This is a genomic window from Nibricoccus aquaticus (genome assembly GCF_002310495.1).
Lineage (GTDB): Bacteria > Verrucomicrobiota > Verrucomicrobiia > Opitutales > Opitutaceae > Nibricoccus > Nibricoccus aquaticus.
Genome location: NZ_CP023344.1, coordinates 26446 through 52267, shown reverse-complemented (window position 1 = coordinate 52267; position 25822 = coordinate 26446). Strand labels below are relative to the sequence as shown.

Below are 25822 nucleotides of genomic sequence, written 5' to 3'. Positions count from 1 at the left end.
CGTGCAGGCTAGGAGGCAGGCCGGAACGCTTTCATTGCAGTGGCGTTTGTTTCAAGACGCGGGCCGCCGATGAGGTCGATGCAGTAAGGAATTGCGGGGAAGACGGCTTCGAGGTTTTCACGGATGGCTTTGGGGCGGCCAGGGAGATTGACGATGAGCGTTTTTCCCCGGATGCCGGCGGTCTGGCGTGAGAGAATCGCGGTGGGGACATACTTGAGCGAGGTGGCGCGCATGAGTTCGCCGAAGCCGGGGAGCATTTTTTCGCAGACGGCTTCGGTGGCTTCGGGGGTGACGTCGCGCAGGGCGGGACCGGTGCCGCCAGTGGTGACGATGAGTGCGCAGCCGGCATTGTCGGCGAGTTCACGGAGCGCGGCTTCGATCTGCGGCTGTTCGTCGGGAATGATGCGGTACTCGACATCGAAAGGTGTGACCAGCCACTCGCGAAGGAGGGCGACACAGGCTTTGCCGGGCGTGTCTTCGTAGATGCCGGCGCTGGCACGGTCCGAGATGTTGAGGACGCCGATTTTGACGAGGGTCATGTGAGAGAGGCGGAGAATTTTTCGAGGATGGCGGCGGGATTGACGCCCTGTTCACGCATCGCGCGGAGGCTGAGGGCGTCGTGGCGCTTGGCGAGGCGGACGCCGTTGTCGTCGTTCATGAGCGGGGCGTGATAGAAGGCGGGCGGCGTGACGCCGAGGGCGCGGAAGATGAGGAGCTGGCGGAAGGTGGAGCGGACGAGGTCGTCGCCGCGGACGACTTCGGTGATGTGCATGGTCGCGTCATCGACAGCGCAGGCGAGTTGGTAGCTGGGGACGTCGTCTTTGCGCCAGACGAGGAAGTCGCCGAAGTCGCGGCCGGCGACGGCGCTTTGGAGACCGAGGCGGTTGTCGGTGAATGAGACGGTTTCGCCATCCGGAACGCGGATACGCCAGTTGGTCGTGATGGGTTGATCGGGCGCGGGGAGAGGTGGGAGCGGTGCGTCGAGCGGCGGACGGAAGGAGTCGGGGTAAACGGGCTCGTCGTCGGGAGAGCCTTCGTGGGGGGCGCCGGCGGCTTCGAGAACGTCGCGGCGGGAGCGGGTGCAGGGATAGATGAGGCGGGCGGCGTGGAGTTTTTCGAGGACGTCGCGGTAGAGCGGGCGGCGGGCTTGTTGGTTGTAGGGCGCGTGCGGGCCGCCGAGGTCGGGGCCTTCCTGCCAGGTGAAGCCGAGCCAGCGGAGGTCGGTGAGCATGGCGTCGACGAAATCGAGGCGGAAGCGGGTGGAGTCGAGGTCGTCGTTGCGGAGGATGAGGGCGCCGCCGGCGTGGCGGGCGCGCTCGGCGCCGATCCAGAATGTACGGGCGTGCCCAAGATGCAGATACCCGGTGGGCGAGGGGGCGAGGCGGCCGCGATAGGTGGAGGAGTTTTTGACCACGGATGGCACAGATGGGCACGGATGGGGGAAAGTATCAGCCAAAAATTAGTGGCGATGAGGAGGCGGGCGTGGTTTTTGAGGAGGTATGTCCAAGCTGCTTTGCGTTTATTGTTCCTCCAGTGATCGGCTCGATCCGAAGTATTATGCGGCGACGGAGGAAGTCGGTCGGGAGATGGTGCGGCGCGGGTGGGGACTGGTTTATGGCGGAGGGAAAACGGGGTTGATGGGCGCGGTGGCGCGGTCGGTGAAGCAGGCGGGTGGGCAGGTGATCGGGGTGATCCCGGAATTCATGAAGGTGAAGGAGCTGGCGTTCACCGAGGCGGATGAACTCGTGACGGTGGTGACGATGCGCGAGCGTAAGCTGCTGATGGAAACGCGGGCCGATGCGTTCCTCACACTGCCGGGCGGCTGGGGGACGCTGGAGGAGATCATGGAGATCCTCACGCTCCGGCAGCTGGATGTGCTGCGGAAGCCGTGCGTGTTTTTGAATCAGGATGGTTTCTATGATGAGCTGCTGAGTTTTTTCCGGCGGATGGTGGCGGAGAAATTTAACAAGCCGTCGAATCTGGAATTGTTCTCGGTGGCGAAGACGGTGCCGGAGATTTTCGAGCAGCTGGAGGGCGGCGTGGTGAAGGCGGAGACGAAGTGGTTCGAGACGAAATGAGCCGGAGTGGGGCACAGAGAACACAGAGCTATGACAAAGAGAGCACAGAGACGCGAAAGCGGGCGTGGGCGAAGAGGGCGTGCAAGTTTGGCGAAGAGTGAGACTATTTTATGAACGATCCGAGGGAAGTGTTGTTGGGGAAGTTGCGGGCGCATGCGGCGCGGGGATTGGATGCGCACGAGGCGGCGATGGCGGGGGAGATGATTCGCTTCGTGGAGGAGAATCCGTGGTGCGCGGAGCGTTCGCTGGCGGTCGGACATCTGACGGGATCGGCGTGGATTGTGGACGCGGAGCGGAAACGGACGCTGCTGACGCATCATGCAAAGCTGGGAATCTGGGTTCAACTGGGCGGGCACGCGGATGGGGATCTGGACATCGCGGGTGTGGCGATGCGCGAGGCGCAGGAAGAGTCAGGGTTGACGCGGCTGCGTCTGGTGACTCCAGAGATTTTCGATGTGGACCGGCACTGGATTCCGGAGCGGAAAAGTGAGCCGGGGCACTGGCACTATGATGTGCGTTTCATGATCGAGGCGGATGATGCGGAGCCGCTGGTGATCACGCAGGAATCGAAAGATCTGCGCTGGGTGGAGATCGCGCGGATGAGCGATTTCAGCACGGAGGAGTCGATGCTAAGGATGGCGCGGAAGACCGCTGACTGCTGAGTCAGCAGCTTAGCGCCAAAGCTGACGGAGATCTTCGTGACGTACCCAGCCCGTCTGACCGTTCTTGAAGGCGAGACGGGACCAGCCGAGGTAGGTTTTGTCGATGACGGCGATGGAGCCGGCGGCGAGTGGCGTCGTTTTCTGGGCGGTGTCGGCTTCGGTGGGGATCGAGCGAAGAGTCGTTTGTTTCCAGACGAGGGCGGCGCGGAGGTCGCTGGTTGGCGAATACAGGCGGAGGCTGAGGAGGCCGGTGGCGAGGACGAGGAGCGAGAGGAGGGCGAGGGTCCAGGCAGCGGGTTTTAGCGCGCGGGAGCAGGAGCCGTGGAGACGGAGCAGGGCGAGTGCGAGGGCGAGGGCGGCGAGGGCGGAGGCGGCGATGATCACGCGCTGCCATTCGGCGGGGGAGAAGCGGCGGGCGAGGTTGTGGAGCGGCGATGGGTTGATGAAGGCGGAGATCGTCGTGGGCGCGTACCCGGCTTTATCGAGCGTGAGTGCGAGGTGCCAGCGGACGGAGGCGTCGGACGAGTGTTGGACGAAGGCGGTCGCGGAATGGGCGGCGGCTTCCTGCCAGCGGTTTTGCTGGGCGAGGGCGAGGGCGAGGTTGTGATGGGCGATCCAGTTGGTCGGCGTTTTGGCGAGTTGGTCGCGCCAGGTTTTTTCGGCGGTGGTGAAGTCGCTGCGGTCGTACGCGGCTTTGGCGGCGTCTTGGGCGGAGAGAGAGCCGGGGAAAGACAGTAGGACGAGCGCGAGGGCGGCGGCGAAGGGGAGGAGGTTGCGCGGGAGGAAGAGGGAGAAGGCGCTGAAGGATTTCACCGGGCGGGCGGCGAGGGCGGCTTCGGCGCGGGCGGTCCAGTCGGCGGGGAGCGGTGTATCGGAACGGTAGAGACAGCGTTCGGCTTCGAGCCAGAGGGTGGACCAAGGGGAGGATGAATCGGGCACGCGCGGTGAGGGCACCGCGCCTCCATCGGATGCGGCGAAGTCGGTGGCGGAGGGGACGGCGCGGGCGAGGGGCCAGAGGGCGGCGGTGTCGCGTTGCCAGGCTTGGAGGAGGGCGACGATCTGGGCGCGGTCTTTGGCGGTGCGGAGTTCGGCGATCGTGGCGGCGAGGCGGGCGCGGGCTTCGCGTTGAGGGCGGAGAGGGTCGGTTTGTTTGGCGCGGCGCAGGGCGAGGATGAACCAGAAGAGGAGGAGCGGAAGGAGCGGCGAGAGGGCGGCGAGCAGGAGCGTGCGCGGGCTGAGGGGGAGCGGGGCTTCGGCGGAGCCGGGGAGCGGGTCGCGCGGGATGGCGGCGGGTGCGGCGGGAGGCGTGAGGGTTTTGGCGGGTGTGGCGGCGCTGGCTGTGGAGGCAGGCGTGTTTTGCGTGGAGGCTGTGGGGGCGCTGGTGGCGGCTGGCGCGATGGTGACGGTCGTGCGCGGGGCGGTGGCGGTCTGGTAGGTGCCTTTGGCGGGATCGAAGTAGGCGAAGGTGACGGGGCCGAGGGTGTAGGTGCCGGGTTTGGTGGGGATGAGGACGACGTCTTCGACGAGGGTGGCTTCGAAGAGCGTGCCCTCTTTGTTGGTGCGTTTGGCCTGGGGCTGGACGACGCGGAAATCTTTGGAGGCTTCGCGGGCGGGGAGGCCGGGGAGGTCGGGCCAGTTTCCTGCGCCGGAGAGCGTGAGTGTCCAGGTGATGGGATCGCCGACGTTGGCGCTGACGGGGACGATTTTGGATTGGAGCGTGAACTGGCCGACGGCGCCGTTGAAGGCGGCGGGGGCGCCGGTGGGTAGTGGCTTAACGGTGACAGACGGGCGGTCGCTGGTGACGGCGAACTGGTCGAGGTTGGCGCGGCCCCACATGTCGGTGCCTTTGATGACGTTCACGAGCTGGTTGCCTGCGTTGAGCGTGACAGTGCCCGTGGTACGGGCGAGGGCGCGGGTGTTTTGCTCGAGCACCACGTGGTTTTCTCCTGCGATCACGGCTTCTTTCAGTTCTCCCTTGCTCCAGTCCTCGATGACGAAAGGAGCGGGAGGCCATTCGAGATAGCTGCCGAAGGAATGAAAATAGCGGCGGAGCGTGCTGAGCTTGTACGTGATCGGAAAAATCTCGCCGGCCCATACCTCGCGAGGCGTCTGGAAGCGGGCGGTGACGACGGATTCGAGGGAGAGATTACCGCCGATGGTGGCTTCTCCGACTTCGAAGGTGGCGGGGGCGACGGTGAGCCGACCCTTGTCGGTCTCGACACCGAAGGCCGGGATGGAGATGCGCTGCTTCAGGGAGGGACGGGCCGCGAACATCCACGTGACGTTTTCCGAGCGACGGCCGTTGATGATGGAGGTATTTCGGATCTCGCCGCCGCGCTGGAGTGTGAGGCCCGGGATGGCGGGGATCTCGGGAGCGGCGGTGGGCTCGCAGTTTTCGAAGATGAGAGAGAGCTCGCTGGTTTGATTGTGGGCCAGGCTGCCGCTGGCGGGTTCCCAGCGCACGGTCTGGGCGCGGGCGAAGGCGGCGAGGAAAACGAGGAGGCCGAGCGAGAGAGAAATGCGGATACGTTGCATGGCGGATTACCAGTCTTTGCCGGTTTTCGGTGGGCGGGCCTTGGGGTCTTGCATCAATTGAAAGAGGCGGCCGGGGGAATCGAGTTCACGGACTTGATCGAGTTTCTGGAGCGGGACGGAGAGTGAGGGATCGACGGGAGCGGTGGATTTGTTGTCGGGGGTGCCACCGATTTTCTGGGTTTCTTCGGAGGGTTGGGGGACTTCCTGCGGCGTTTTTGGCTCGGGTGGCTTTTCGTCCATTTTGCCGAAGGCGGATTGCTGCTCCTTGGGCGGTTCGTTGGATTTTTCGCCGGGCTTGGAGTCTTGTTGTTGCTGCTGGTTTTGCTGCGACTGGGGCTGGTTTTCAGATTTCTGGGAGTCGGACTTTTGCTGCTGATCTTTTTTGTCCTGTTCGGATTTGTCGTCGGGCTGGCCGGATTGTTTCTGGTCCTGCTTATCCTGTTTATCCTGTTTGTCCTGCTGGTCTTTTTTCTCGTCCTGTTTTTTTTCGTCGTCCTTCTTCTGCGGGTCTTCGGGTTTTTCCAGGAATTTTTTGAGTTTAGCACGGAGGTCGGGCCAGTCGGCGGCTTTGGCGTCGGTGGCTTCGCCCTGGTCCACGGCGAGGAGGGCGTCGCGTATCGGGCCTTCGGGGACGGGGTGTTTGGCGGACTGGAGGCGTTCGCCGTAGGTGATGGTGGTGGTGGCGATCTGGGCGCAGTCGCGGGCGGCGAGGGATTCGCGAGAGGCGAGGCTGCCGACGAGGGTGCTGAGGGGGGCGGCGATGGCCGTCGCCGGGTCCGGCGAAGTGGCGGCGGAAGGGGCTTCCGCCGCGAATGACCAGTGACCAATGACCAGTGGCGCAAGCGTGAGAGTGAGCGTGATAAGATTAGCGACGGTTGGAATGCGGGGTGAGGGCACCCCGCCTACATCGGAGGGAGTTTTTGTTTTCAAGTGGATGTCGCGGGGGCGGGGGCGGACGGGGAATTCGCGCCAGTAGCTCCAGGCGAAGAGGAGTAATGCGGGGGCGAGAACCCATTGGAAGCGTTCGGCGAGGCGGACGCGGTTGCGTTCGAGGAAGGCGCCTTTGCGACCGGCATCGACGGTGGACTCGATGATCTGGGCGAGATCGACCCAGGAAGAAGCATCGGTGTAGAGGCCGGTGGTAGTTTCGGCGAGTTCCTGGAGGGTGCGGGGTTCGAGCTTGGAGAGAACGACGGCGCCGCGCTCGTCTTTGATGAAGCCTCCGGTGCTGTCGGGGATCATGGCGCCTTCGGGTGTGCCGATGCCGAGGCCGAGGACGCGGATGGATTTTTTTTTCAGGCCGTCGGTGAGGGATTTCCAGTTGTCGTCGGTGGCTTCGCCGTCGGAGAGGATGATGAGGAAGCGGTCGGCGGCGGCTTCGGTGCCGAAAGACTCGAGGGAGGTCTCGAGGAGGGCTTGGTAGTTGCTGCCGCCTTGAGGGAGGAAGTCGGGATTGAGCGAGGGGAGGAAGTCGCGGAGGATCTCGTAGTCGGAGCTGAGCGGGCTCTGGAGAAACGAGGTGCCGGCGAAGACGACGAGGCCGACGCGTTCGCCCTGGAGGCGTTCAAGGAGGGAGGTGATGAGAAGCTTGGCGCGGTCGAGGCGGTTGGGCTTCACGTCGGGCGCGGTCATGCTGCGCGAGAGATCGAGCGCGATGAGAATTTCACGGGACTGGTCGAAGACGGGTTCATCGAGACGGCCCCATTGCGGGCGGGCGAGGGCGACGATGGCGAAGGCGAGGCCGAGGCAGAAGCGCCAGCGCGGTTTCGCGAAACCGCGCTGGAATGACCAGTGACCAATGACCAATGCGCTACGGGTGGCTTCGGCCTGGATGATTTTCGACGGGGAGGCGGCTGTCGTGGATTTGTGGAGACGGAGGCGGAGCAGGTCGAAGGCGAGCCAGAGGACCGGGAGCGCGAGAAGCCAGAGGAGGAGAGGCCAGTGGAAGGTCATCGGGCGGAGGCTGGCGTAGCGTTGGGAGTTGCGACGGTTGTGCGCGGTGAGGGCACCGCGCCTCCAGCGGAGGACGATCTTGCGGAGCGCTGGCGGATGAGGAGAGCCGCGAGGGTGAGGAGGGCGAGGCCGGGGATGGCGGGCCAGTGGAAGAGCTCGGTGGTGAGGAGGTAGGACTTGGCCTGAAATTCGATTTTCTGCGCGCGGTCGATGGCGGCGAAGGCGTTTTCGGCGGTGCGGATGTCGTCGGCACGAAAATAGCGACCGTTGGTAGCGGTGGCGATGCGGCGGAGGGTGCCTTCGTCGAGGTCGGACGGCTGGCGTTGATAGCGTCCGGTGGGACGGCCTTGGTCGTCGAGTATAGGATAAGGCGCGAAGCCGTCGCGGCCGGCTCCGATGGTGTAGACAGGGACGCCTCGGGAGACGGCGATCTCGGTGGCCTGGGCCGGGGTCATGTTGCCCGTGCGGTTGGCGCCGTCGGTCATGAGGACGACAAACGCGCCCTGTCGGCGGCCGCCGGATTCGCGTTGAGATTGCTCGAGTCGGGTGAGGGCGACACCGAGGCCGTCACCGATGGCGGTGTTGTCCTCGATCATGCCGATGCGGATACGCTCCATCTGGCGCTGGAGCCAGGCGTGGTCGAAGGTGAGGGGGGCGAGGGTGTAGGCGCGGCCGCCGAAGATGACGATGCCGATGCGGTCGTTGGGGCGCTGGTTGATGAAGGCCTGGATGACGGGTTTGATGGCCTGGAGGCGGTTGATGCGCTGGCCGTCGCGTTCGTAGTCCTCGGCGCGCATGGAGCCGGAAAGGTCGACTGCGAGCATGATGTCGTAGCCTTGGGAGCGGACTTCGCGTTTGTCTTCGACGCGTTGCGGGCGGGCCAGGGCGAGCGTGAGCGCGACGAGGCCGAGGCAGGCGAGGATGGCCGGGAAGCGGGAGATTTGCGTGAGACTGGGGCGGTGCCAGGCGGCGGCGAACGGTATCAGCAAAACGGGCACGGAGCGGCGGGAACGGAGCCAGATAGCGAAGGGGATCAGCAGGAGGGCGAAGAGCCAGATGGGGGATTCGAGGCGGAGGCCGGAGGGAAGGTCGATGGGAGGGATGAGGGCGAAGGGCGCGGAGCTAAGGGCGAGGGACGAAAACGGTGCTGTGAGGGAATGACCAGTGACCAATGACCAGTGACCAATGTCGGAGGCGGGGAGCATCGTGGGTGGTTGGTGGGTTGACTGGTTAGCGGGAGCTTCCGGCCATGCGGCGGTGGAAGAATTTCACGAGGGCTTCGAGGCGGGGCTCGTCGGTGCCGACGACGAGGCGGCTTTGAGGATCGGGGAAGAGGGCGCGGAAGGAGGTGTCGCGGGTGTCGCGCCATTCGGCGTGGGCGGCGCGTTCGGCGGAGGAGCCTTCGATGGTGACGAGACGGCCGTTGACGGGATCGTAGGCGGCGAAGGAATCGCCGGCGGGGAGTTCGCGGTCCCACGGGTCGTCGACGCGGAAGCCCATCGTTTGGTAGCGGCGTTGCATGAGCGGCCAGCCGTCGGGCGCGGGGCGGGCGGCGAAATCGCCGAGCCAGATGAGGATGCTGTGCTTGGGGGCGGTTTTGGAGATGAGGCGCCAAGGGATCGCCGTCGCCGCAGGCGATGGCGATCCGGTTGAGAGTTGAGGGTTGAGAGTTGAGAGATCGGGCGGCGGCTGGCTGAGGAGGGTGGCGGCGGCGTGGAGGATGGGGCCGCGGCCGCGGACGGGTTCGCGGAAGGTGTAGCCGGTGGGCGAGGCGTGGATGCAGCCGACGCGGTCGCGGTTAACGGCGCCGAGGAGCATGACGAGGCCGGCGAGTTCGAGGAGGGCTTCGCGTTTCGATTGCGCGCCGGAGCCGAACTGGAGGCTGGGGGTGTCCTCGAGGACGATCATCAAGGTGACCTCGCGTTCCTCGACGAATTTCTTGCGGTAGGGTTCACCGAGTCGGGCGGTGACGTTCCAGTCGATGTCGCGGACGTCGTCGCCGAAGGCGTATTTGACGACTTGATCGAACTCCATGCCGCGTCCTCGGAAGGCGGAGCGGTACTCACCGCTGAGGACGTTTTCCACGGCGTGCCGCACGCGCCACTCCAGCCGTCGCAGGAGGGCGAGCGGGTTTTGGAGGGGGGCGGCGGGTTGATCGGGGGCGGACGGCATGCGGTGGTTAGTTGAATCGCAAAGACGCGAAGGCGCTAAGGTCGGAGCGAAGTTAAGGCGTGGACGTGGTGGGTGACGCGGTGGCGGTAAGTGTTTCGGAGGCGGGGACGGCGGATTTTTTTGAGGCAGGGATGGTGAGGGTGAGGTTGTCGCCTTTGAGTTCCATCGCGGGGGTGGAGTTGTCGTTGGCGGCGATGCTGAGGGTTTTGGAGGTGAGGACGGAGCCGCCGTCGGGTTGGAGGGTGAGGACGGCTTCGTTGGCGGAGATGGTCTGCTTGGTGGAGAGGAGCTGCATGTCGCCGGCGAAGATTTTTTGCTGTTCGTCAGAGACCATCACGCCGGTGGGCGAGGAGAGGAAGAGGTTGTTGGGGAGCTGGAGCTTGGCGTCGGATTCGTAGACGAGGGCGTCGGATTCTTTGGTGACGGTGCCTTCGAGGAGCGTGGCGGAATTTTCGATTTTGGATTCTCGATTTGTAGATCCTGTCGCTTCGCTCGGTACGATTGAGGGAGGCGGGGTGACTGCGACGGGGGCGGTGGATGGCGTGGGGTTTTCGGAGATAGGTCCAATAGGGCTTATGGGACCGGAAGGACTTATATCAGGTGCGGATTCGACGGCGGTGGTGGCGGCTGGTGGCGGAGGGATAACCAGGACGCGGCGGGCGGTGCGTTGCTGGCCGAGGCGGGCTTCGGTCAGGAAGAACGCGAAGGCGAAGGGGAACGCCAGAAGCAGGGTGATGAGGAGCCAGCGGGACTTCATGGCGTTAGCGTGCTCCGTTAAAACTGAACCTATATTCAGCGACGCAGTTCACAGGTCGGTTACCCAGGATTGCAGGCGTGAAACGAGCATTCATGGCGGCGGACTGAACAAGATGCTCGAATTCTTTTCGGGACGAATTCGTTACGCTCACGGAGTCCACAGTGCCATCGGATCGAATGGAGATTTCGGCTGTTACAGAGCAGGGCATACCCAACCATGCCGCTGACTCGGGCGGAAAAACGAAAAGCAATTCTAGTGGAGTGGTCGGAGAAGGCGCACGATCTACTTTGGTGAGGTTACTCAGCGTCACTTCAACACTTGGCGTTCCATAGCTGATCCCTCCACCTGTGTTTGGCCATAGCTCCACTTTGCGAGGCTGGGAACAGCCACACACAGTGCAGATGCCTACGATGGCCAGTATTCGCATCATTGACCACTCTCTGAAATTAGAGCTTCGGAACGGCGGTGCGGTCGAGGACGCCGGCGACGATTTTGTCGGTGGTGATTTCCTCGGCTTCGGCTTCGTAGGTGAGGCCGATGCGGTGGCGCAACACGTCGGGGGCGATGTCTTGGACGAGGGCCGGGTTCACGAAGTCCTGGCCGCGGAGCCAGGCGAGGGCGCGGCTGGCTTGGAAGAGGGCGAGCGAGGCGCGGGGTGAGGCGCCGAAGGAGAGGTGGCGGACGCCGGGGTTGAGCTGGTTCTTCGGGTCGATTGCGAGGGCGCGGGTGGCGCGGACGAGGGCGAGGATGTAGGCTTGGACGGCGGGGGCGACGTGGATTTTGTCGACCTCGGTGCGGAGCGAGAGGAGTTCTTCGCCGGAGGAGACGGGGGTGAGGGCGGGTTGTTTGGTGACCTGGCCCCAGCGGGACATCATCTGGGTTTCTTCGTCGGCGGTGGGATAATCGACGAGGAGTTTGAAAAGGAAGCGGTCGGTCTGGGCTTCGGGGAGCGGGTAGGTGCCCTCTTGTTCGACCGGGTTTTGGGTGGCCATTACGAAGAATGGCTTGGGGAGGATGATGGTCTGGCCGCCGATGGTGACCTGGCGTTCCTGCATGGCCTCGAGGAGGGCGCTTTGGACTTTGGCGGGGGCGCGGTTGATTTCGTCGGCTAGGACGAGGTTGGCGAAGATGGGGCCGCGGTGGGCGGTGAATTCGCCGGTCTTGGGCTGGAAGATCATGGTGCCGACGACGTCGCTTGGGAGGAGGTCGGGCGTGAACTGGATGCGCTCGAATTGGACGCCGAGGGCGGTGCCGAGGGATTTGACGAGGAGGGTTTTGGCGAGGCCGGGCATGCCCTCGAGGAGGACGTGGCCGTTGGCGAGGAGGGCGACGAGCAGGCGCTCGACGACGGCGTCCTGACCGATGACGGCTTTGCCGATTTCTTCGCGGAGTTTTTGAGACCAAGTGGGACCGGTGAGCATGGGAAGAGTGAAGGGTGAAGAGTGAAGGGTGAAACCGGAGCGGAAGGGTGGAGGGCGGGTAGGACTCGCTTGCGCTGAAAGAGTTTCGTGGAGAAAAAACGCGGGCAGATGGAGTTACCAACCCAAATTCAAGACAAGCTCGATGCGCTGGGCGTGCTGCCGGGCGACATCACGGAGCGGTTTGTGCGCGGGTCGGGGCCGGGCGGGCAGAAAATCAACAAGACGTCGTCCACGGTGCATCTGCGTCATGAGCCGACGGGTGTGGAAGTGCGCGTGCAGCGGGAGCGTTCACAGGCGGCGAATCGGGAGCTGGCGTGGGCGGAATTGTGCGAGAAATTATTGGAGCGGCTGAAATCGGCGGAGCGGGAACGCCAGCAGGCGATGGCGAAGGCGAAGCGGAAGAACCGGCCGAAGAGCCGGAGACAGAAGGCGATTCAAGTGGCGGGGAAGCGGCAGCGCGCGGGCGTGAAAGGGCTGCGGGGGAAAGTGAGCGATGAATAAAAGTGCCGGACGGGCCGGGCGGGAGTTGCGTTGCGCGGAGGGAACTGCGGGATTTTTGGCGGTCCTTATCACACGCCCCATGATTTTTAGACTGGTTGTTTTTTGTCTGTTGAGCGGATCTGCGTTTTTCGCGGGTTGCGCGAGTACGCCGCGTGCAGGCCAGTCGCTAGCGCCGGCACGCGAGCCGGTGAACGCAGAGCCGCTCGCTGAGATGAAAGCGGTTGAGCCCGCGGTGGTGGCTGAGCCGGTTGTGACGGAGCCGGTGATGCGGAAGAAGCCTGGGCCGTCGGCGAAACCGAGGCCGGCGGGGCCGACGGTGCCCGCGCTCAGGGAGGGCGAGTATGCGTTGATGGTGGAGTCAGAGCCGGCGGGTGCGACGGTGGTGGTGAATGGCAAACCGTGCGGGAAGACGCCGTGCCGCGTGGTGGTGCAGGCGAATGGGCGGGGATTCCTTAAGGAGCAGGTGTCGATCAAGGTGCGGTTTATCGCGGCGAATGAAGCGCAGTCGTCGCAGACGGTGGAGGAAGTTCTGACGACGCTGGACAAGGTGCCGACGGAGATCCGGTTCACGACGGCAGGGGCGACGCGGGTGGTGAGGTGACGCTCCGATGGCCGGAAGGTTGTGACGGGATCGGGAGTGGGCTGTTGGTGAAGCGCGCGGTTGTTTATGACGGCGTGTTGTAGAGTTAGTTAAACACCTCAATTTCTCCTATGATTCGTCTTACCTTGGTGGCGTTGTTCTCCGGTTGGGTGGTCACGCTGTTCGCACAGCAACCGGCGGTGCCTTATGCGCCGAAGCAAAGCGACCGGCCGGTGGCGTTGACGGAGGAGGAGCCGGGGTTTCAGCCGATCTTCGATGGGAAGACGCTGAACGGCTGGGAGGGGAATAAAACTTACTGGCGTGTGGAGGACGGTGCGATCGTTGGGGAGATCACGCCGGAGACGTTGATGAAGAGTAATACGTTTCTCGTGTGGCAGGGTGGACGGCCGAAGGATTTTGAACTGAGGCTGGAGTGTCGCATCAGCGAGCGGGGTAACAGCGGCATCAACTATCGGAGCGTGATGGCGGAGGATAAAGTGACACCGGCGAATGCATTCGCGATGCGCGGGCCGCAGTTGGATATCGATGGGCGGAAGCAGTATTTTGGCGGAAATTATGAGGAGAAGGGGCGGTTGTTTCTCGGTGTGCGGGGAGGCGTGTCGCGGGTGACGGGTGGGCGTCCGCCGACACTGCTGGCGCGGACAGGCGAGGAAGCGGAGCTGGCGCAGGCGATCACGGATGGCTGGAACTCAGTGCACTTGATCGCGCGGGGGAATGTTTTCACGCACATCATCAATGGCCGCGTGATGTGTGTCGTGATCGATGACGATGAGGCGAATCATCCGGTGGAGGGATTTATTGGCGTGCAGGTTCACTCGGGTCCGCCGATGAAGGTCGAATATCGGAACGTGCGGCTGAAGACGTTTTGAGCGGGCGAAGAAAGCGAAGAGATCAGGCGAGCGGAGTGACGGTGTCGCCGAGGTGGAGCGTGGCGGACTTCGTTTCGTTGATGAGGTTCTGGCCGAAGTTGACGTTGGATTTTTTGAGCGGATCGCGGCGGTAGGTGGCGAGGGTGCGGAGGGGTTCGGGGGTGCGTTCGCCGGTGAGCTGGTCGGTGGTCGTCACTGTGCAGCGGGCGCAGGGACCGGCGGATCGGAAGGTGGCTTCACCGACGCGGAGGCGGGGCCAGGTGTCTTCGGCGAAAGCGTCGCTGCCGGAGATGACGAGGTTGGGGCGGAAGCGGTCCATGGGGACGGGCTCGTCACCGCGCTCGATGAGGCGGTCGTTGAGGTTAGCGAGGGATGCTTCGGAGATGACGAGGAGTGGATAGCCGTCGGCGAAACCGGTGGCGTCGCCGAGGTCGCCGACGGGGCGGTGGAAGGCGGGGCCGATGCGGACGAGGCGGGCGTGTTGACCAAGGGCTTCGCTGATCCAGGCGTTGGCGGCGGGGCCGCAGTCTTCGGCTTGGAGGCCGGTGGTGCCCCAGACGGTGACGGAGATTAACGCGGGCGGTGTGGTGTTGGTGGAGGCGTTAGTTGAGGCGGTGAGTGGGACGCGGAGGGCGGGGAGTTTTGGGTGAGTGAGAGTGAGGTGGGTGGAGTCGAGTGCGGTGGTGATGGGGATGAGCGCAAGGTGGGTGCGCTGGGTGATGAATTTGCCGTCGGCGTCGACGATGAGGAAGCGGCGGTCGCCGGTGAGGCCGAGGGTGTCGAGCGATGTTGTGGTGAGGGCGATGCCGCGGCAGCTTTTGACGGGGTAGATGAAGAGGCCGGAGACGTGCATCGGGGAGCGGGCAGTCCTAATATGATTAACGCTTAGGAGATGTTGGCTTGGGCGGGCTGATGGTCTTGGCGTCGCTATGAATTTTGATCAGACAGAATATTCCGAACGCCGATATGGTGACGCCGCTGAAAAAATGGATCACTACATTTCCCCAATACATCGATGGGTCCTGGGATTTCACGATGAGGATGTCCCGTCCGGTGCTCCCTTTTGTTTTTACTGCGACAATTTTTCCGTGCGACAGGCCGCTTGCGACCGTGACGAAAAAGCTGATGCCTGTAAGGAGAATGACGACGGCGAAGCTTATCCTAAGCGTCTGAGATACTCGATTTTTTATTCTGCTCAAGAGGGTGTCAGGGAAGTTAGTGCTCGGGGCGAACTACGGCGGTAGGTGACGAGGTAGAGGCGGGAGTCGGAAGACGTCACGAAGGCGGACGGGAGTTGGCCGTCGAGGCCGTAGCAGATGCGGAGGCGGTCGCCGACGAGTTGGAAGATGGCGGGGATGGTGCGGCCGGCGTTGGCTCCTTCTTCGCCGCGAAGAGTGAGTGTGGCGTGAGGTTCGGAGGCGACGTGGGTGAAGGTGCCGCGGTCGGAGATCTCGCCGCCGAAGTGGACGGTGTAACGGGCGGCGCGGAGGGTGAGCGTCATGCGCTCGAGGACCATGGGCGGGGCGGACTCGCCGGAGAGTTCGGCTCGGGTGGGTTGCCAGAGGCCGTCGAGGGAGTGCGGTGTTGCGGCGGTGGTGTCGGACATGAGTAGGAACGAACGGTTGGTGGAGAAAATGGAGGGTCGTGGGTGTGCAGTAGATGACCTTTTAGAGGGGGAATTTTAACCACAGATGGCACAGAGACAAACCGGATGGGCGGCAGCGTAGTCGAGGTGGTATCGCACGAGCGATGGTCTGGATTCGGAGTTGCGCGTGATGGCGCGGAAAGCGGGGTGGGGGCACCCCGCCTACAACAGAATTGGTCAGGCGCGTTTGGTGAGATCGCGGAGGCCGGTTTCGACGGCGGACGGTGCAGTGAGGTCCTTAGTGCCTTTGGCGCCGAGTTCGGCGAATTTGCGGGCTCCGGGGAGGACGGTGGTTTCGAAGGAGCCGACGGCGGAGTTGTAGCCTTTGACGGCGGCTTCGAGGCCGCGGCCGATTTTTTCGAGGTGGTCGGCGAAGTTGGACGCGCGGTCGTAAAGGTCGCGGCCCAGGCGGGAGATTTCGTCGGCGTTTTTGGAGACGGCTTCCTGGCGCCAGCCGTAGGAGGCGGCTTTAAGGAGGGCGATGAGCGTGATCGGCGTGGCGAGGAGGACTTTGCGGGCGATGGCGCGTTCGAGGAGGGAGCTGTCGGTCTGGAGCGCGGCGGTGAGGAAATGGTCGCCAGGGATGAAGAGGACGACGAATTCGGGGGCGGGCTGGAATTGCTCCCAATAGTTTTTCGCGCCGAGGGCGTCGATGTGGCCGCGGATTTTTTGGGCGTGGTCGGCGAGGCGGGCGGCGCGGGTGTTTTCGTCGGTGGCGTCGAGAGCGTCGCGGTAGGACTGGACGGGGGTTTTGGCGTCGATGACGATGCGCTGGCCGCCGGGGAGGCGGACGACGAGGTCGGCGCGGAGAGCGCCGGAGGTTTCCTGTTCGGCGAAATCGGCGTAGGGGAGCATGTCGGCGAGCTCGACGACGCGGCGGAGCTGGAGCTCGCCCCAGCTGCCGGCGTAGCTGGTGGAGCGGAGGGCGGTGGAGAGCTTGGAGGCCTCGGACTGGAGGCGGAGTTGGGCGGAGCCGAGGGCTTCGAGTTGCTGGCCGAGCTGGCCGTAGGCGGTGGCGCGGGTTTTTTCGAGTTCGCCGATCTTGGTGTCCACTTTTTCGAGCGACTCTTTGAGCGGTTTGACGAGGAGGTCGATGGCTTGCTGGCGGGCGGCGAGGTCGCCCTCGGCTTTTTGCTGGAACTGGGCGAGGGAGGTTTTGGCCAGTTCGAGGAAGGCGGTGTTGTTACTTTTCAGGGCGTCGGCGGAGAGGGCTTTGAACTCGGAGGTGAGGCGGGTGTGGGCGTCGACCAAGGTTTTTAGTTTTTCCTCGGAGGCGGCGCGTTCGGCGGAGAGATCGGAGGTGAGGCGGGTGTTGAGGGTGGAGAGTTTTGCGAGGTCGGCGCGGGTGGTGGCGAGGTCAGAGGTGAGGCGGGTGGACTCGTCGTCGCGGGCGCGAAGGCGTTCGTGAAGAGTGCTTTGGCGGGCGGAGGCCCATAGCCAGACGAGGAGAGCGGCGAGGGCGGCGGCGGCGAGGGCGATGAGCGCGGAGATCACGCGGCGGAGGTTTTGCGGCGGTGGCGGGCGTGGCAATGCTGCGATGCTGGCGAGAGTGGCAGTGTGTTTCTCTAGCGAGATGACCGCCGCGCCCCTTGACACGCACTGTGTGCAGAGGCAGATACCGACTGCCTTTTTTAACGCCAGCGCAGCGGTCCGCCCCGGCCGCTTTTGTAAGCCCAAATATGTTCAAGGAAGCCGCTTCGTCCGCCGCCCCGGTGGACACGATCGAAAAACCCCTGGTCCTGATCGTCGATGACGAGTACGGGCCACGCGAATCCATCGCCTACACGCTCTCGTCGGAGTTCGATGTGGTGACGGCAGAACGTCCGTCGGAGGGGATCAAACGGATTCAGGAGCGGGCGTTTTCCGTGGTGTTATTGGACATCCGGATGCCGGAGATGGATGGGATCAAGGCGCTGCAGACGATCCGCGAGTACGACAAGGATGTGTCGGTGGTGATGTTGACGGGGTATGGGACTTTGCAGACGGCGCAGCAGTCGATGGTGCATGGTGCGAACCAGTATTTGAGAAAGCCGCCGGATATCGCGGAGCTGATGGAAGCAGTGCGTAAGCAAGCGCAGGCGTCGGGCGAGCGGCGGCATCAGACGCAGCTCAACCGGAACATGGAGTCGATGAACGCGGCGTTGAAGCGCGAGATCGTCGAGAAGGAGCCGCACATCTGGCAGGCGCGGGCGGCGGTGGAGCTCGTTCACGATCTGGCGAATCCGCTGACGGTGATGATTGGATACGCGTCGCTGCTGGTGCAGGAGGCGAAGAAGGCGGCGCGGCGCGATCCGGAGCAGGCGGAGAAGTTGCGCAGCTACGCGGATGTGGTGAGCCGGGCTTCGGAGTATTGTCATCACCTCGCGGACAACTGGAAGCAGACGACGCGGAAGGCGACGGAGTTCACGGATGTGGATCTGGTGGGGCTGGTGCGCGAAGTGAAAGAGGTCATCTTTTTCAACAACGCGATCATCCAGTTCTCGGGTTTGAAGAGCGCGATGATCCGGGGTTCGCAGTTCGAGCTGACGCGGGTGTTTCAGAATCTGCTGAAGAATGCGCTGGAGGCGGCGGCGACGAAGGTCGCAGTGAGTTTCACGCAGACGGCGGATCAGCTGGAGATTTGTGTGACGGACAATGGCGCGGGGATGGACGCGGAGACGGCGCGCAAGGCGCTTAAGGGCGGGTTCACGACGAAGACGCACGGCACAGGGCTGGGGCTGGGGATCTGCCGGCACCTGCTCGGGGCGCATGGCGCGACGCTTACGCTGGAGAGCGAGCCGAAGCGCGGCACGACGATGCGGATCGTGTTCCCCCTGGCGCGCACGTGAGCGCGGGACGCGGGCAAAGGCGTTGACGGCGCGGGGCGCATGAAGCGGTGATCTGGCGATGACTTTTAGCACGGCACTCTGGGCGCTCATCGCGGCACTGATCATCGGTGTGGCGGCGGTATGCGTTAATCCGCGACGGCTGCTCAACCGGATGGTGTTGAGCACATGTGCACACCTGGCGGTGTGGCTGGGGTGTTTGCATTTCGCGTTTGTGGGGAATCCGGGGATCGAGTGGAGGCAGCGGGCGGCGATGGTGGCGGCGGGGCTCGTGTGGCAGTTGTGGTTGTTGAAGTCGGCGGTGTTGAAACCGGTGATGACGCCGGGCGCGCGGCTGGCGGCTTCGTGGCCGTGGCTGGTTTTTTGGGCGGCGCTGGCGGCGGTGACGTTTGGCGGGCATTTCGTGGGTGTGGATGCGGGGTCAGGCAGGACGGTTTATGGGGCGGCGTATTATGCGTACGCGGTTTTGTTTCTGACGGGCTGCGTGGGGCTGGTGGGGCAGACGTTCTGGGCGATGCGGGGATTGCAGGGCGGGCGGAGGCTGGAGCTGCAGGTGTTGATGCTGGGCGGGGCGGTGGCGGCGTTTTGCGGGCTGTCGATGGTGTTGATCGATTCGTGGCTGGTGGCGCCGGGGTTGTTGAGGCTCATGCCGCTGGCGGTGATGGTGTGCTGCGGGGGCACGGTGTGGGCGGTGGTGACGACGCGGGTACTGGACGCACGGCATATCCTCGCGCTCTGCCTGGAGCGTATCGGACTCGTGGCGACGGTGGGATTGTTCGTGTGGGGCATCGAGCAGCTGGGGGCGCAGTTCGTGGGGCCGACGGTGGCGTTCGTGCTGGCGCTGGCTTTCGGGCTTTGGTTTGCGGCTGAGATTTCGCCGTGGATGCAGGAGCTGTTTCAACGTCAGACGAAGGGCAACCGGGTGCGTCATGCGGCGTTCGAGGTGGCGCGTGAAGAGTTGCGGCCGGATGCGATGGAGGAGGCGTTCGTGAAGTTATTGAAGGAGTGGGCGGGGTGTGAGCGCGTGGTGATTTTGATGGGCTCGCATGGGCGGCTCACGGGAGACGGACTGGAGTTCGCGGTGGATTCGCCGGAGATGAAGGCGCTGAGTGCGCTGCGCTGGGTGACGCCGGAGCGGCTGGCGCGGGAGAAACCGACGGCGGAGCGCCTGGCGTTGCAGGGGCTGCTGGAGAAGCACGGGTTTGGTGTGATCGCGGCGAGTATCGGGCCGTCGCCTGCGCTCGTGGTGGGATTGAGTGTGCCGCTATCGCAGCGGCCGTATACATACCCAGAGGTCGGGGTGTTGCTGCAACTGGCGGCGATCATCGAGAACTCGCTGTCGCGCGCGCACTATCTGATGAAGGCGCAGCATGCGGAGCAGCTCGCAACGGTGGGATTGTTGGGGGCGAGCATCGCGCACGAGATCCGCAATCCGCTGGTCTCGATCAAAACCTTTGTGCAGCTGCTGCCGAATCATTATCAGGAACCGACATTTCGAGATAAATTTTTCCGGCTGATCGGCGATGAAGTGGGACGGATCGATCGGTTGACGGAGCAGTTGCTGGATTTGTCGGCTCCTAGGGTTTTCAGCTCACGCGAGGTTGAAGCACATCCATTGTTGAGGTCGTGCCTAGATTTGATGGCTGCCAAGGCGGAAGATAAGGGTGTGCGGCTATTGGTGGAGTTCGAGGCGGAGTCGGATCAAGTTTTTACTGATCCGAATGCAATCAAGCAGGTTATGTTGAATCTGGGCTTTAATGCGATTCAGGCCCTAGAGCGGCATACAGGAGAGCGTTGGCTGCGTCTTAAAACACGGAAAGTCGCTGATAACGTGGAGATTGCTGTCGAAGATAGCGGGCCGGGACTGGCACCGGAAGCGTGGGCGCGGCTGTTTCAGCCATTTCAATCAACTAAATCGAGTGGGTTCGGCTTAGGGCTAGCAATTTGCAAAGACATCCTCTCTAGTTTGCAGGCCAGCATCACCGCAGATCCGCCCGAAGCCGGGCGGGGAGCGACTTTTAGAATCGTCCTGCCATGTCCGCCACCACCTATCTCTTAGCCACGCATGATCCCGAATTACTTCGGGCGTGGTGGGTGCTTGTACCGGCGGGAGCGAGGGTGGTGACGTTGAGCGAACTTGTGCAAGGGGAGGCGATTTTGCCTCCGGGCTTGCCGATGATTGTGGTGGTGGAGGAAGCGGTCGTGGGGGAATTACCCCGGGCGTGTGTGCAGGCGCCGATGGTTTTTGTCGGAGACCAGCAGGGAGAAGTTTTTGAGCGTCTGGCGCAGACGACCGGCGCGGCGCGGGTGTGTCTGAGCCGTGAAGACAGCCACACGCGGCTGGGGGAGTTTTTGCCGCTGATGGAAGAAATCGCGACGCGCGGAGCGACCGCGAGTTTGCTGTGGGACAAGAAGCCGCAAGCGGTCGCGGGGAGTTTTTCGACGCGCGCGGAGGATCGCAGCCGCGAGGCGGTGGATTCGTGGTGGGACTGGATGGGCGACGCGGTCGAAGCGGCGGGAAGCCGCGAGGATCTCTTGGGCGAGTTCCGGCGCATGGCGAAACGGGCTCTGCGGACTGCGCACGTGGTATTTTTTCTCAGGGAAGACGCGGGCTACCGGGCGGACCGGGGCGATCATTTTTGCGCCAACACGGACGCGCTCAGTCAGTATCTGGCGCATCATCCGGTGGTGATCGACGGGGTTAACTGGCCGGACAGCCTGAATCCCGTGGTGGAGTTGTCGATACGGCAGCGCATGGCTGCGTGGTCGGTGCGCTTGATCGTGCCGCTGCACGACAACGGGCGGCTGGCCGGCTGGATGGGACTGGGGCTGCGCGATGACGGGCAGACGTATGAGGCGGCGGATCGCGCGCGGGCGATGGGGATCGCGCGTTTGTTGCGGCAGATGCTGACGGCTGCGCCTCGTGCGGGCGCTCCGGTGACGAGCGATCGCTGGCAGCTGGCGGGGAAATATCTGCCAGGGGCTTTGATTTTAGGTGCGGGGGAAATGCCTTCGGAGGCGGTGCCGTCGGCGGTGCGCGCGTTGATCGCCGAGGTGAGGCAGCTGCGCGTCACGCGGCGGATCGTGCCGGGAGCGGGGCAGCACTATCGCGCGAGCGCGGGCATGATCGCGGAGACGCAGGGTGTGTGGGTGAACTGGGAGGATGCGACGGCGGAGTTGCAGGAGCATCACCGGCGGGCGCGGGCGGAGCGGCTGGCGTTGTTGCACGATCTGGCGCTCACGCTGAATCACGAACTGGGCAACTCGCTCGTGTCGCTTGCGGCGCTGCGGCATAATCCGGGCGCGGAGACGAATTCGCCGGTGCTGCTTGCGGCGATCAAGCGCGACATCGCTTCGCTCGAAGCGGTGAACCGGCATCTGGCGTCGCTGCCGACGTTCAGCGAAGTGGAGGCGGAGAGCATCGATCTGCGCGCGCTGGTTCACTCGGTGGGTCGGAAGTGCGGTGTGACGGTGGAAACAGGCTCTCAGGAAATCCTGCTGGATGTGGCGCCGAAGCTCATCGAGTTCGGGCTGGAATCGATTTTGGAAAGCATCGCGGAAAACCGGCCGGGTCTCGGCAAACGCGATCTAGTGATGTCGCTGCGGACTTCGGGCGCGGGAGAAAATCTGGCGGCGGTGTTGTCGATTCGCGGCGCGGGACTGGCGCTCGAAGGGATTTTGCCAGCGCCGCAGCCGGGAGCGACGCCGACGCACGGGCGTATCGGAGTTTTTATCGCGAAGGAGATTGTCCATCTGCACGGCGGCTCGATCGATGCGGGCACGGGGACGAATGGGCCAGAGATTTCGTTGTCGATCCGGCAGTGGTGAGACGCGGGCGTAGTCGGAGCGTTGTCGCGCGAGCGCGAACCGTAAGAAGATCGTTGGCAGGAATCAGGGCTAGCGTCGGGCGGTTTGGTTTCTAGGGTCGGGCGTATTATCATGAGTAACACGGGCGCATTGAAGATCGTCATCACGGGAGTCACGCGGGGGCTGGGGCGCGCGCTGGCGGAGACATTTATCGCGGGCGGGCACACCGTCATCGGGTGCGGGCGGAGTGCGAATGAGATTTTCGATCTGCGGTTCACGCATCCGGCGCCGCAGGATTTCGCGGTGGTGGATGTGGCTGATCCGGCGAAGGTGGATTTGTGGGCAGAGAAGGTTCTGGCCGTGCACGGCGCGCCTGATTTTTTGCTGAATAATGCGGCGCTTATGAATGAGCCGGCACCGCTCTGGAAAGTGCCGGCGGATAAGTTTTCGCGGTTGATCGACGTTAATGTGAAAGGCGTGGCGAATATGGTGCGGGCGTTTGTGCCGGCGATGATCGAGGCGAAACGCGGGGTGATCGTGAATTTTAGCTCGGGCTGGGGGCGTTCGGTGTCGCCCGACGTGGCGCCTTATTGCGCGTCGAAGTGGGCGATCGAAGGGCTGACGCAAGCGTTGGCGGCGGAGTTGCCGAAAGGGCTGGCGGCGGTGCCGCTGAATCCGGGCGTGATCGACACGGATATGTTGCGCCAGTGCTGGGCGGAGGGAGCGGCGAGTTATCCGAAGGCTGAGGTGTGGGCGAAGAAGGCGGCGGCGTTTATCCTGAAGCTCGGGCCGAAGGATAATGGGAAGCCGCTGAGCGTGGGCGGGTTTGAGGACTGACGCGGGGACGGAAGGGACGATAGGGAAGTCGTTCCTCCAGGGAAATCCGGTCTTCAACTATGGGGAGCGGCGGCGGGATTCGAGTTCGGACCAGCGGCCGGCGATCGCGGCGAGGGCGCAGGCGGTGAGCAGAATGGCGGGGCAGTGGAGGTGGAAATCAATCCAGCAGTGGGCGAGCAGGATGAGGAGGCCGAGCGCGAGGAAGAGCAGCGGCGGGTTTTGCCAGAGGCGGCCGCGGATGAGTTTGGTCGCGAGGAGCAAGAGGAGTATCACGAGCGGTGCGCAGCCGATGAGGCCGAGCTCTGCGAGGAACTCGAGGTAGTCGTTGTGCGCGTGCTCGAAGAGGAAGCTGCGGTCGGCGTTGGGTGCAGGCTGGTAGATCTGCGGGTAGTTTTGCTGGAAAAGCGGAAAGAGAAAACGGTAGCAGCCGGCGCCCCAGCCGGTGGCAAGGCGTTCGCTGGCCATGTCCCAAGTGGCTTGCGCGGAGAGCTGGCGGAACTCGAAGGATTGAACGCGATCGGTGGTGAAGAGTTGCTGGAATTTCTCGGCGGCTTGTTCGAGGCGGAGCTGGCGGGCGCTGACGAAAGCGAGGATGGTGAGCGAGACGGTGAGCAGGCTGACGAGCAGGAGGTTGGGGCGGCGGGCGCTGCGAAGCATGTAGATCGCGCCGAGGACGAGGCTGAGCAGGACGAAGCCGATCATGAGGACGGTGGCGGCGCGGGAGAAACTGAGCGCGACGATCAGGGAAAGCGCGACGGCGCAAAGTGTGAAGAGCGGCGCGGGGCTAGTGCGTTCGAGGCGCCGCTCGGAGCGGCGATAATACCACGTGGCGGTCGCGGCGGAGGCGGCGAGCATGAGGTTAAAGAAGGCGCCGGCGTGGTTTTTGTAGAGGAAGGTGGCGACGGAGTAGTGCGTGGATGGCGTGATGAGCCAGAGAATTTTGCCGTTGCCTGCGACGTGCTGGAGAATGCCGACGAGGGCCAGGGCGGTGGCGTTGATCGTGAGGATGACGAGAAGCGAGCGGATGGAGGCGCGGCGGGTGAGGCCGATCCAGAGGGAGCAGGCGAGCATCCAGGCGGAGCTCCAGACGAGAAGGGAGCGCCAGGGATTGGAGTCGGCGAAGGGTGCGGTGGCGCCGGACGGGAGCCAGGCGATGTAAGCTTTTTCCTCCATCCACCAATCGCCGCTGGAGCTGGCGTAGTTCCACGCTGGATTCAGCGCTTGAACGAAGGCGTAAAAGAGAACGGCGAGGCCGAGCCAGAAGCCGGGGAAGGCTAGGAGACGGCGCGACGGGATGTAACGGTAGCGACGGCCGTCGTCGGAAAACTCCTCGGTGTGGGTGCGCGGGATGAGTGCGAGTGCGAAGCCGGCGAATGCGAGGCTGAAGCTGACGAGCTGGCTCCAGACGTGCATTGTGCCGAGCGCCCACGGGAGAAAAACGAGATGAGCGGAAATGAGCGCGAGGAAGGCGATTTCGAGCGGGTGGAGGCGCGTGGATTTTTTGCGCGAGCCGAGTCGGGAACCGACGGACGGGGGAGCGGGGGATTGGGGGATTTTTGCGGAAGGCTCCACGGGGCGCAGGGAACGGGGAAAGACGGGATGCGTAAATCGCGAATGTCGTTCGCAGGGTGAGAATGATGTCGGGAGCGTTTTTTTAACCGCGAATGGACGCCAATACGGAGGAGAGGTTTTTGCGGACGACACGGAGGTCGTCCCTCCATTGAGGAGGAAGATTGGCTGAGGTGTTTGGCGTCAGCGGCCGCCGCGGCCGAAGATGACGACAGGGATGGTGCCGAGGAGGATTTTGAAATCGAGCCAGAGGGACCATTGATCGATGTAGGCGAGGTCGAGGCGGACCCAGTCTTCGAATTGGGCGATGTCGTTGCGTCCGCTGATCTGCCAGAGGCAGGTGAGGCCGGGGCGGACGCTGAGGCGGCGGCGGTGGGCGTCGTCGTTGAAACGTTTAACCTCCTCGATCGGTAGTGGGCGCGGGCCGACGAGGCTCATCTCGCCGCGGAGGACGTTCCAGAGCTGGGGAAGTTCGTCGAGGCTGTGGCGGCGCAGGAAACGTCCGATGGGAGTGACTCGGGGGTCTTTGGCGATCTTGAAGACGGGGCCGGTCATTTCGTTTTTGGCGGCGAGGGCGGCTTGTTCGGTTTCGGCGCCGGTGCGCATGGAGCGGAATTTAAGCAGCTGAAACGGGCGGCCGTTGAGACCGGCGCGCTGCTGGCGAAAGAGGACGGGGCCGGGGGAGGTGAATTTTATGGTGAGGACAATGAGCAGCAGCAGCGGAGCGATGAGCAGGAGGAGGACGGCGGTGGCGGCGAAATCGAAGAGTTGTTTGAGGATCAGGTGAACGGCCGGGGCGCTCTGTGCGCTGTAGTGGATGACGGGCTCGCCGGCGAACCAGTCCACGCTCATGCCGAAGGGAGAGCGGGCGAAAAATCCGGGGCGCACGATGACGGAGACGCCTTCGCGTTCGCAGGCGGAGAGGAGAAACTGGAGACGGGTGTTGTCGATGCCGGCGAGGTTGACGATGACGGCGTTGACGGAGTGTTCGTGGAGGAGGTTGACGAGGTGGCCGACGGATTCGGTGCCGGGGTCGAATTCACCGACGCTTTCGAGCTGGTCGCGCTCCGCGGGGGAAAGCGATTCGCGGAGGCGGGCGTTTTCCTGGGTGGCGCCGACCCAGAGCACGCGGTGGCGCCAGGATTTCGTGGTGCGGCGCGCGGCCATGAAGCGGGCGAGCCATTCGTGTCGCAGGTAAACGAGTACGCCGCCGAAGCCGCAGGCGAGGATGATGACGGAGCGGGCGAACTGGGTGCGGACGAGGAAGAGGATCGAGATGAGCGTGATCGTGATGAAGACGACGCTGCGCATCACGATGAGGATCGTGCCGAGACGGCCGTTGAGGCGGAGATCCTGGTAGAAACCCTGCGAGGCGAGCGTGACCGGGGCGAGCAGGGCGAAGACGGGGAAGAGCCAGAGATGCTCTTGGAAGCTTTCGATCTGGGGGAGGTCGAAGAAGGGGAAGAACGCGCGCAGCAGGTAGGCGAAGCCGAGGGCGAGGGCGAAGAGCACGCCGTCGCTCAGCTTGAAGAGCAGGATGCGATTTTGCCGGGAGTGGGAGAGCACGGGCGGGAGCCGCGGGCCGGGGGC

Annotated in this window: 24 protein-coding genes; 9 read left to right on the top strand and 15 right to left on the bottom strand. The window is 63.8% G+C overall.

The genetic code is table 11. The features are described 5' to 3' along the window. Positions 1 to 8: 8 nt before the first annotated feature. Positions 9 to 539, bottom strand: coding sequence for a molybdopterin adenylyltransferase (mog, locus tag CMV30_RS00240; protein WP_096054163.1), 531 nt, complete (start codon positions 537 to 539; stop codon positions 9 to 11). Next, positions 536 to 1423 carry a glutamate--tRNA ligase family protein gene (locus CMV30_RS00235; protein WP_096054162.1) on the bottom strand — a complete coding sequence of 296 codons (888 nt, stop codon included), beginning with the start codon at positions 1421 to 1423 and terminating at the stop codon, positions 536 to 538. The genes mog and CMV30_RS00235 overlap by 4 nt, the downstream gene beginning before the upstream one ends. A gap of 76 nt (positions 1424 to 1499) precedes the next feature. Here CMV30_RS00235 and CMV30_RS00230 point away from each other — a divergent pair, with 76 nt between their 5' ends. Together CMV30_RS00230 and CMV30_RS00225 are read left to right on the top strand one after the other, a co-directional pair. Then, positions 1500 to 2078: an LOG family protein gene (locus CMV30_RS00230; protein ID WP_096054161.1), complete on the top strand. Its 579-nt coding sequence runs from the start codon at positions 1500 to 1502 to the stop codon at positions 2076 to 2078. Positions 2079 to 2188: 110 nt separating this feature from the next. Beyond that, the gene (locus tag CMV30_RS00225; RefSeq protein ID WP_096054160.1) at positions 2189 to 2740 is read left to right on the top strand and encodes an NUDIX hydrolase; all 552 of its coding nucleotides are present in this window, start codon (positions 2189 to 2191) and stop codon (positions 2738 to 2740) included. A 9-nt stretch (positions 2741 to 2749) separates the two neighbouring features. On the opposite strand, the gene CMV30_RS00220 is transcribed toward CMV30_RS00225, so the two are convergent. Genes CMV30_RS00220 through CMV30_RS00190 form a run of 7 tightly spaced genes read right to left on the bottom strand, consistent with a single transcriptional unit; the run spans position 2750 to position 11578 of the window. After that, complete coding sequence (locus CMV30_RS00220; protein WP_096054159.1) at positions 2750 to 5275, bottom strand: BatD family protein; 2526 nt, start codon at positions 5273 to 5275, stop codon at positions 2750 to 2752. A 6-nt stretch (positions 5276 to 5281) separates the two neighbouring features. Further along, positions 5282 to 7228, bottom strand: coding sequence for a VWA domain-containing protein (locus tag CMV30_RS00215; protein WP_096054158.1), 1947 nt, complete (start codon positions 7226 to 7228; stop codon positions 5282 to 5284). Beyond that, positions 7225 to 8433 (bottom strand): VWA domain-containing protein, encoded by a 1209-nt coding sequence (locus CMV30_RS00210; protein ID WP_096054157.1) that lies wholly within the window; start codon positions 8431 to 8433, stop codon positions 7225 to 7227. Before CMV30_RS00210 ends, CMV30_RS00215 begins: the two co-directional genes overlap by 4 nt. 25 nt (positions 8434 to 8458) lie before the next feature. Further along, positions 8459 to 9400: a DUF58 domain-containing protein gene (locus CMV30_RS00205; protein ID WP_096054156.1), complete on the bottom strand. Its 942-nt coding sequence runs from the start codon at positions 9398 to 9400 to the stop codon at positions 8459 to 8461. A gap of 52 nt (positions 9401 to 9452) precedes the next feature. Beyond that, positions 9453 to 10157: a hypothetical protein gene (locus CMV30_RS00200; protein WP_096054155.1), complete on the bottom strand. Its 705-nt coding sequence runs from the start codon at positions 10155 to 10157 to the stop codon at positions 9453 to 9455. A gap of 4 nt (positions 10158 to 10161) precedes the next feature. Next, positions 10162 to 10584 (bottom strand): energy transducer TonB, encoded by a 423-nt coding sequence (locus CMV30_RS20875; protein WP_425437112.1) that lies wholly within the window; start codon positions 10582 to 10584, stop codon positions 10162 to 10164. 19 nt (positions 10585 to 10603) lie between these two features. Continuing rightward, positions 10604 to 11578, bottom strand: coding sequence for an AAA family ATPase (locus CMV30_RS00190; protein WP_096054153.1), 975 nt, complete (start codon positions 11576 to 11578; stop codon positions 10604 to 10606). Between the two features lie 87 nt (positions 11579 to 11665). Here CMV30_RS00190 and CMV30_RS00185 point away from each other — a divergent pair, with 87 nt between their 5' ends. The 3 genes from CMV30_RS00185 to CMV30_RS00175 all read left to right on the top strand — a co-directional run bounded on the left by CMV30_RS00185 (position 11666) and on the right by CMV30_RS00175 (position 13549). After that, positions 11666 to 12079: a peptide chain release factor family protein gene (locus CMV30_RS00185; protein WP_281254871.1), complete on the top strand. Its 414-nt coding sequence runs from the start codon at positions 11666 to 11668 to the stop codon at positions 12077 to 12079. 79 nt (positions 12080 to 12158) lie between these two features. After that, on the top strand, positions 12159 to 12680 hold the full coding sequence (locus CMV30_RS00180) for a PEGA domain-containing protein (protein ID WP_175414681.1): 522 nt from the start codon (positions 12159 to 12161) through the stop codon (positions 12678 to 12680). 110 nt (positions 12681 to 12790) lie between these two features. Next, on the top strand, positions 12791 to 13549 hold the full coding sequence (locus CMV30_RS00175; RefSeq protein WP_096054150.1) for a 3-keto-disaccharide hydrolase: 759 nt from the start codon (positions 12791 to 12793) through the stop codon (positions 13547 to 13549). Positions 13550 to 13571: 22 nt separating this feature from the next. Here the strand turns inward: CMV30_RS00175 and CMV30_RS00170 are convergent, their stop codons facing one another. The 4 genes from CMV30_RS00170 to CMV30_RS00155 form a co-directional block, all read right to left on the bottom strand. Further along, the gene (locus CMV30_RS00170) at positions 13572 to 14402 is read right to left on the bottom strand and encodes an MOSC domain-containing protein (protein WP_096054149.1); all 831 of its coding nucleotides are present in this window, start codon (positions 14400 to 14402) and stop codon (positions 13572 to 13574) included. Between the two features lie 25 nt (positions 14403 to 14427). Beyond that, positions 14428 to 14748 (bottom strand): hypothetical protein, encoded by a 321-nt coding sequence (locus tag CMV30_RS20010; RefSeq protein WP_138223050.1) that lies wholly within the window; start codon positions 14746 to 14748, stop codon positions 14428 to 14430. Next, positions 14745 to 15155, bottom strand: coding sequence for a TIGR03067 domain-containing protein (locus CMV30_RS00160; protein WP_096054147.1), 411 nt, complete (start codon positions 15153 to 15155; stop codon positions 14745 to 14747). The genes CMV30_RS20010 and CMV30_RS00160 overlap by 4 nt, the downstream gene beginning before the upstream one ends. Positions 15156 to 15371: 216 nt before the next feature. Continuing rightward, entirely contained in the window at positions 15372 to 16688 is a 1317-nt protein-coding gene (locus tag CMV30_RS00155) for a DNA recombination protein RmuC (protein WP_096057528.1), read from the bottom strand. A gap of 185 nt (positions 16689 to 16873) precedes the next feature. On the opposite strand from CMV30_RS00155, the gene CMV30_RS00150 reads away from it, so the two are divergent. The 4 genes from CMV30_RS00150 (at position 16874) to CMV30_RS00135 (ending at position 22663) form a co-directional block, all read left to right on the top strand. Beyond that, positions 16874 to 18022, top strand: a complete 1149-nt coding sequence (locus CMV30_RS00150) for an ATP-binding response regulator (RefSeq protein ID WP_096054146.1) — start codon at positions 16874 to 16876, stop codon at positions 18020 to 18022. A gap of 58 nt (positions 18023 to 18080) precedes the next feature. After that, the gene (locus CMV30_RS00145) at positions 18081 to 20078 is read left to right on the top strand and encodes a two-component system sensor histidine kinase NtrB (protein ID WP_096054145.1); all 1998 of its coding nucleotides are present in this window, start codon (positions 18081 to 18083) and stop codon (positions 20076 to 20078) included. Then, complete coding sequence (locus CMV30_RS00140) at positions 20054 to 21847, top strand: sensor histidine kinase (protein WP_096054144.1); 1794 nt, start codon at positions 20054 to 20056, stop codon at positions 21845 to 21847. The genes CMV30_RS00145 and CMV30_RS00140 overlap by 25 nt, the downstream gene beginning before the upstream one ends. A gap of 111 nt (positions 21848 to 21958) precedes the next feature. Continuing rightward, complete coding sequence (locus tag CMV30_RS00135) at positions 21959 to 22663, top strand: SDR family oxidoreductase (protein WP_096054143.1); 705 nt, start codon at positions 21959 to 21961, stop codon at positions 22661 to 22663. A 57-nt stretch (positions 22664 to 22720) separates the two neighbouring features. Here CMV30_RS00135 and CMV30_RS00130 read toward each other — a convergent pair whose 3' ends face one another. Next, positions 22721 to 24235 carry an O-antigen ligase family protein gene (locus CMV30_RS00130; RefSeq protein ID WP_096054142.1) on the bottom strand — a complete coding sequence of 505 codons (1515 nt, stop codon included), beginning with the start codon at positions 24233 to 24235 and terminating at the stop codon, positions 22721 to 22723. A gap of 180 nt (positions 24236 to 24415) precedes the next feature. After that, on the bottom strand, positions 24416 to 25798 hold the full coding sequence (locus CMV30_RS00125; RefSeq protein WP_096054141.1) for a sugar transferase: 1383 nt from the start codon (positions 25796 to 25798) through the stop codon (positions 24416 to 24418). Positions 25799 to 25822 lie beyond the last annotated feature (24 nt).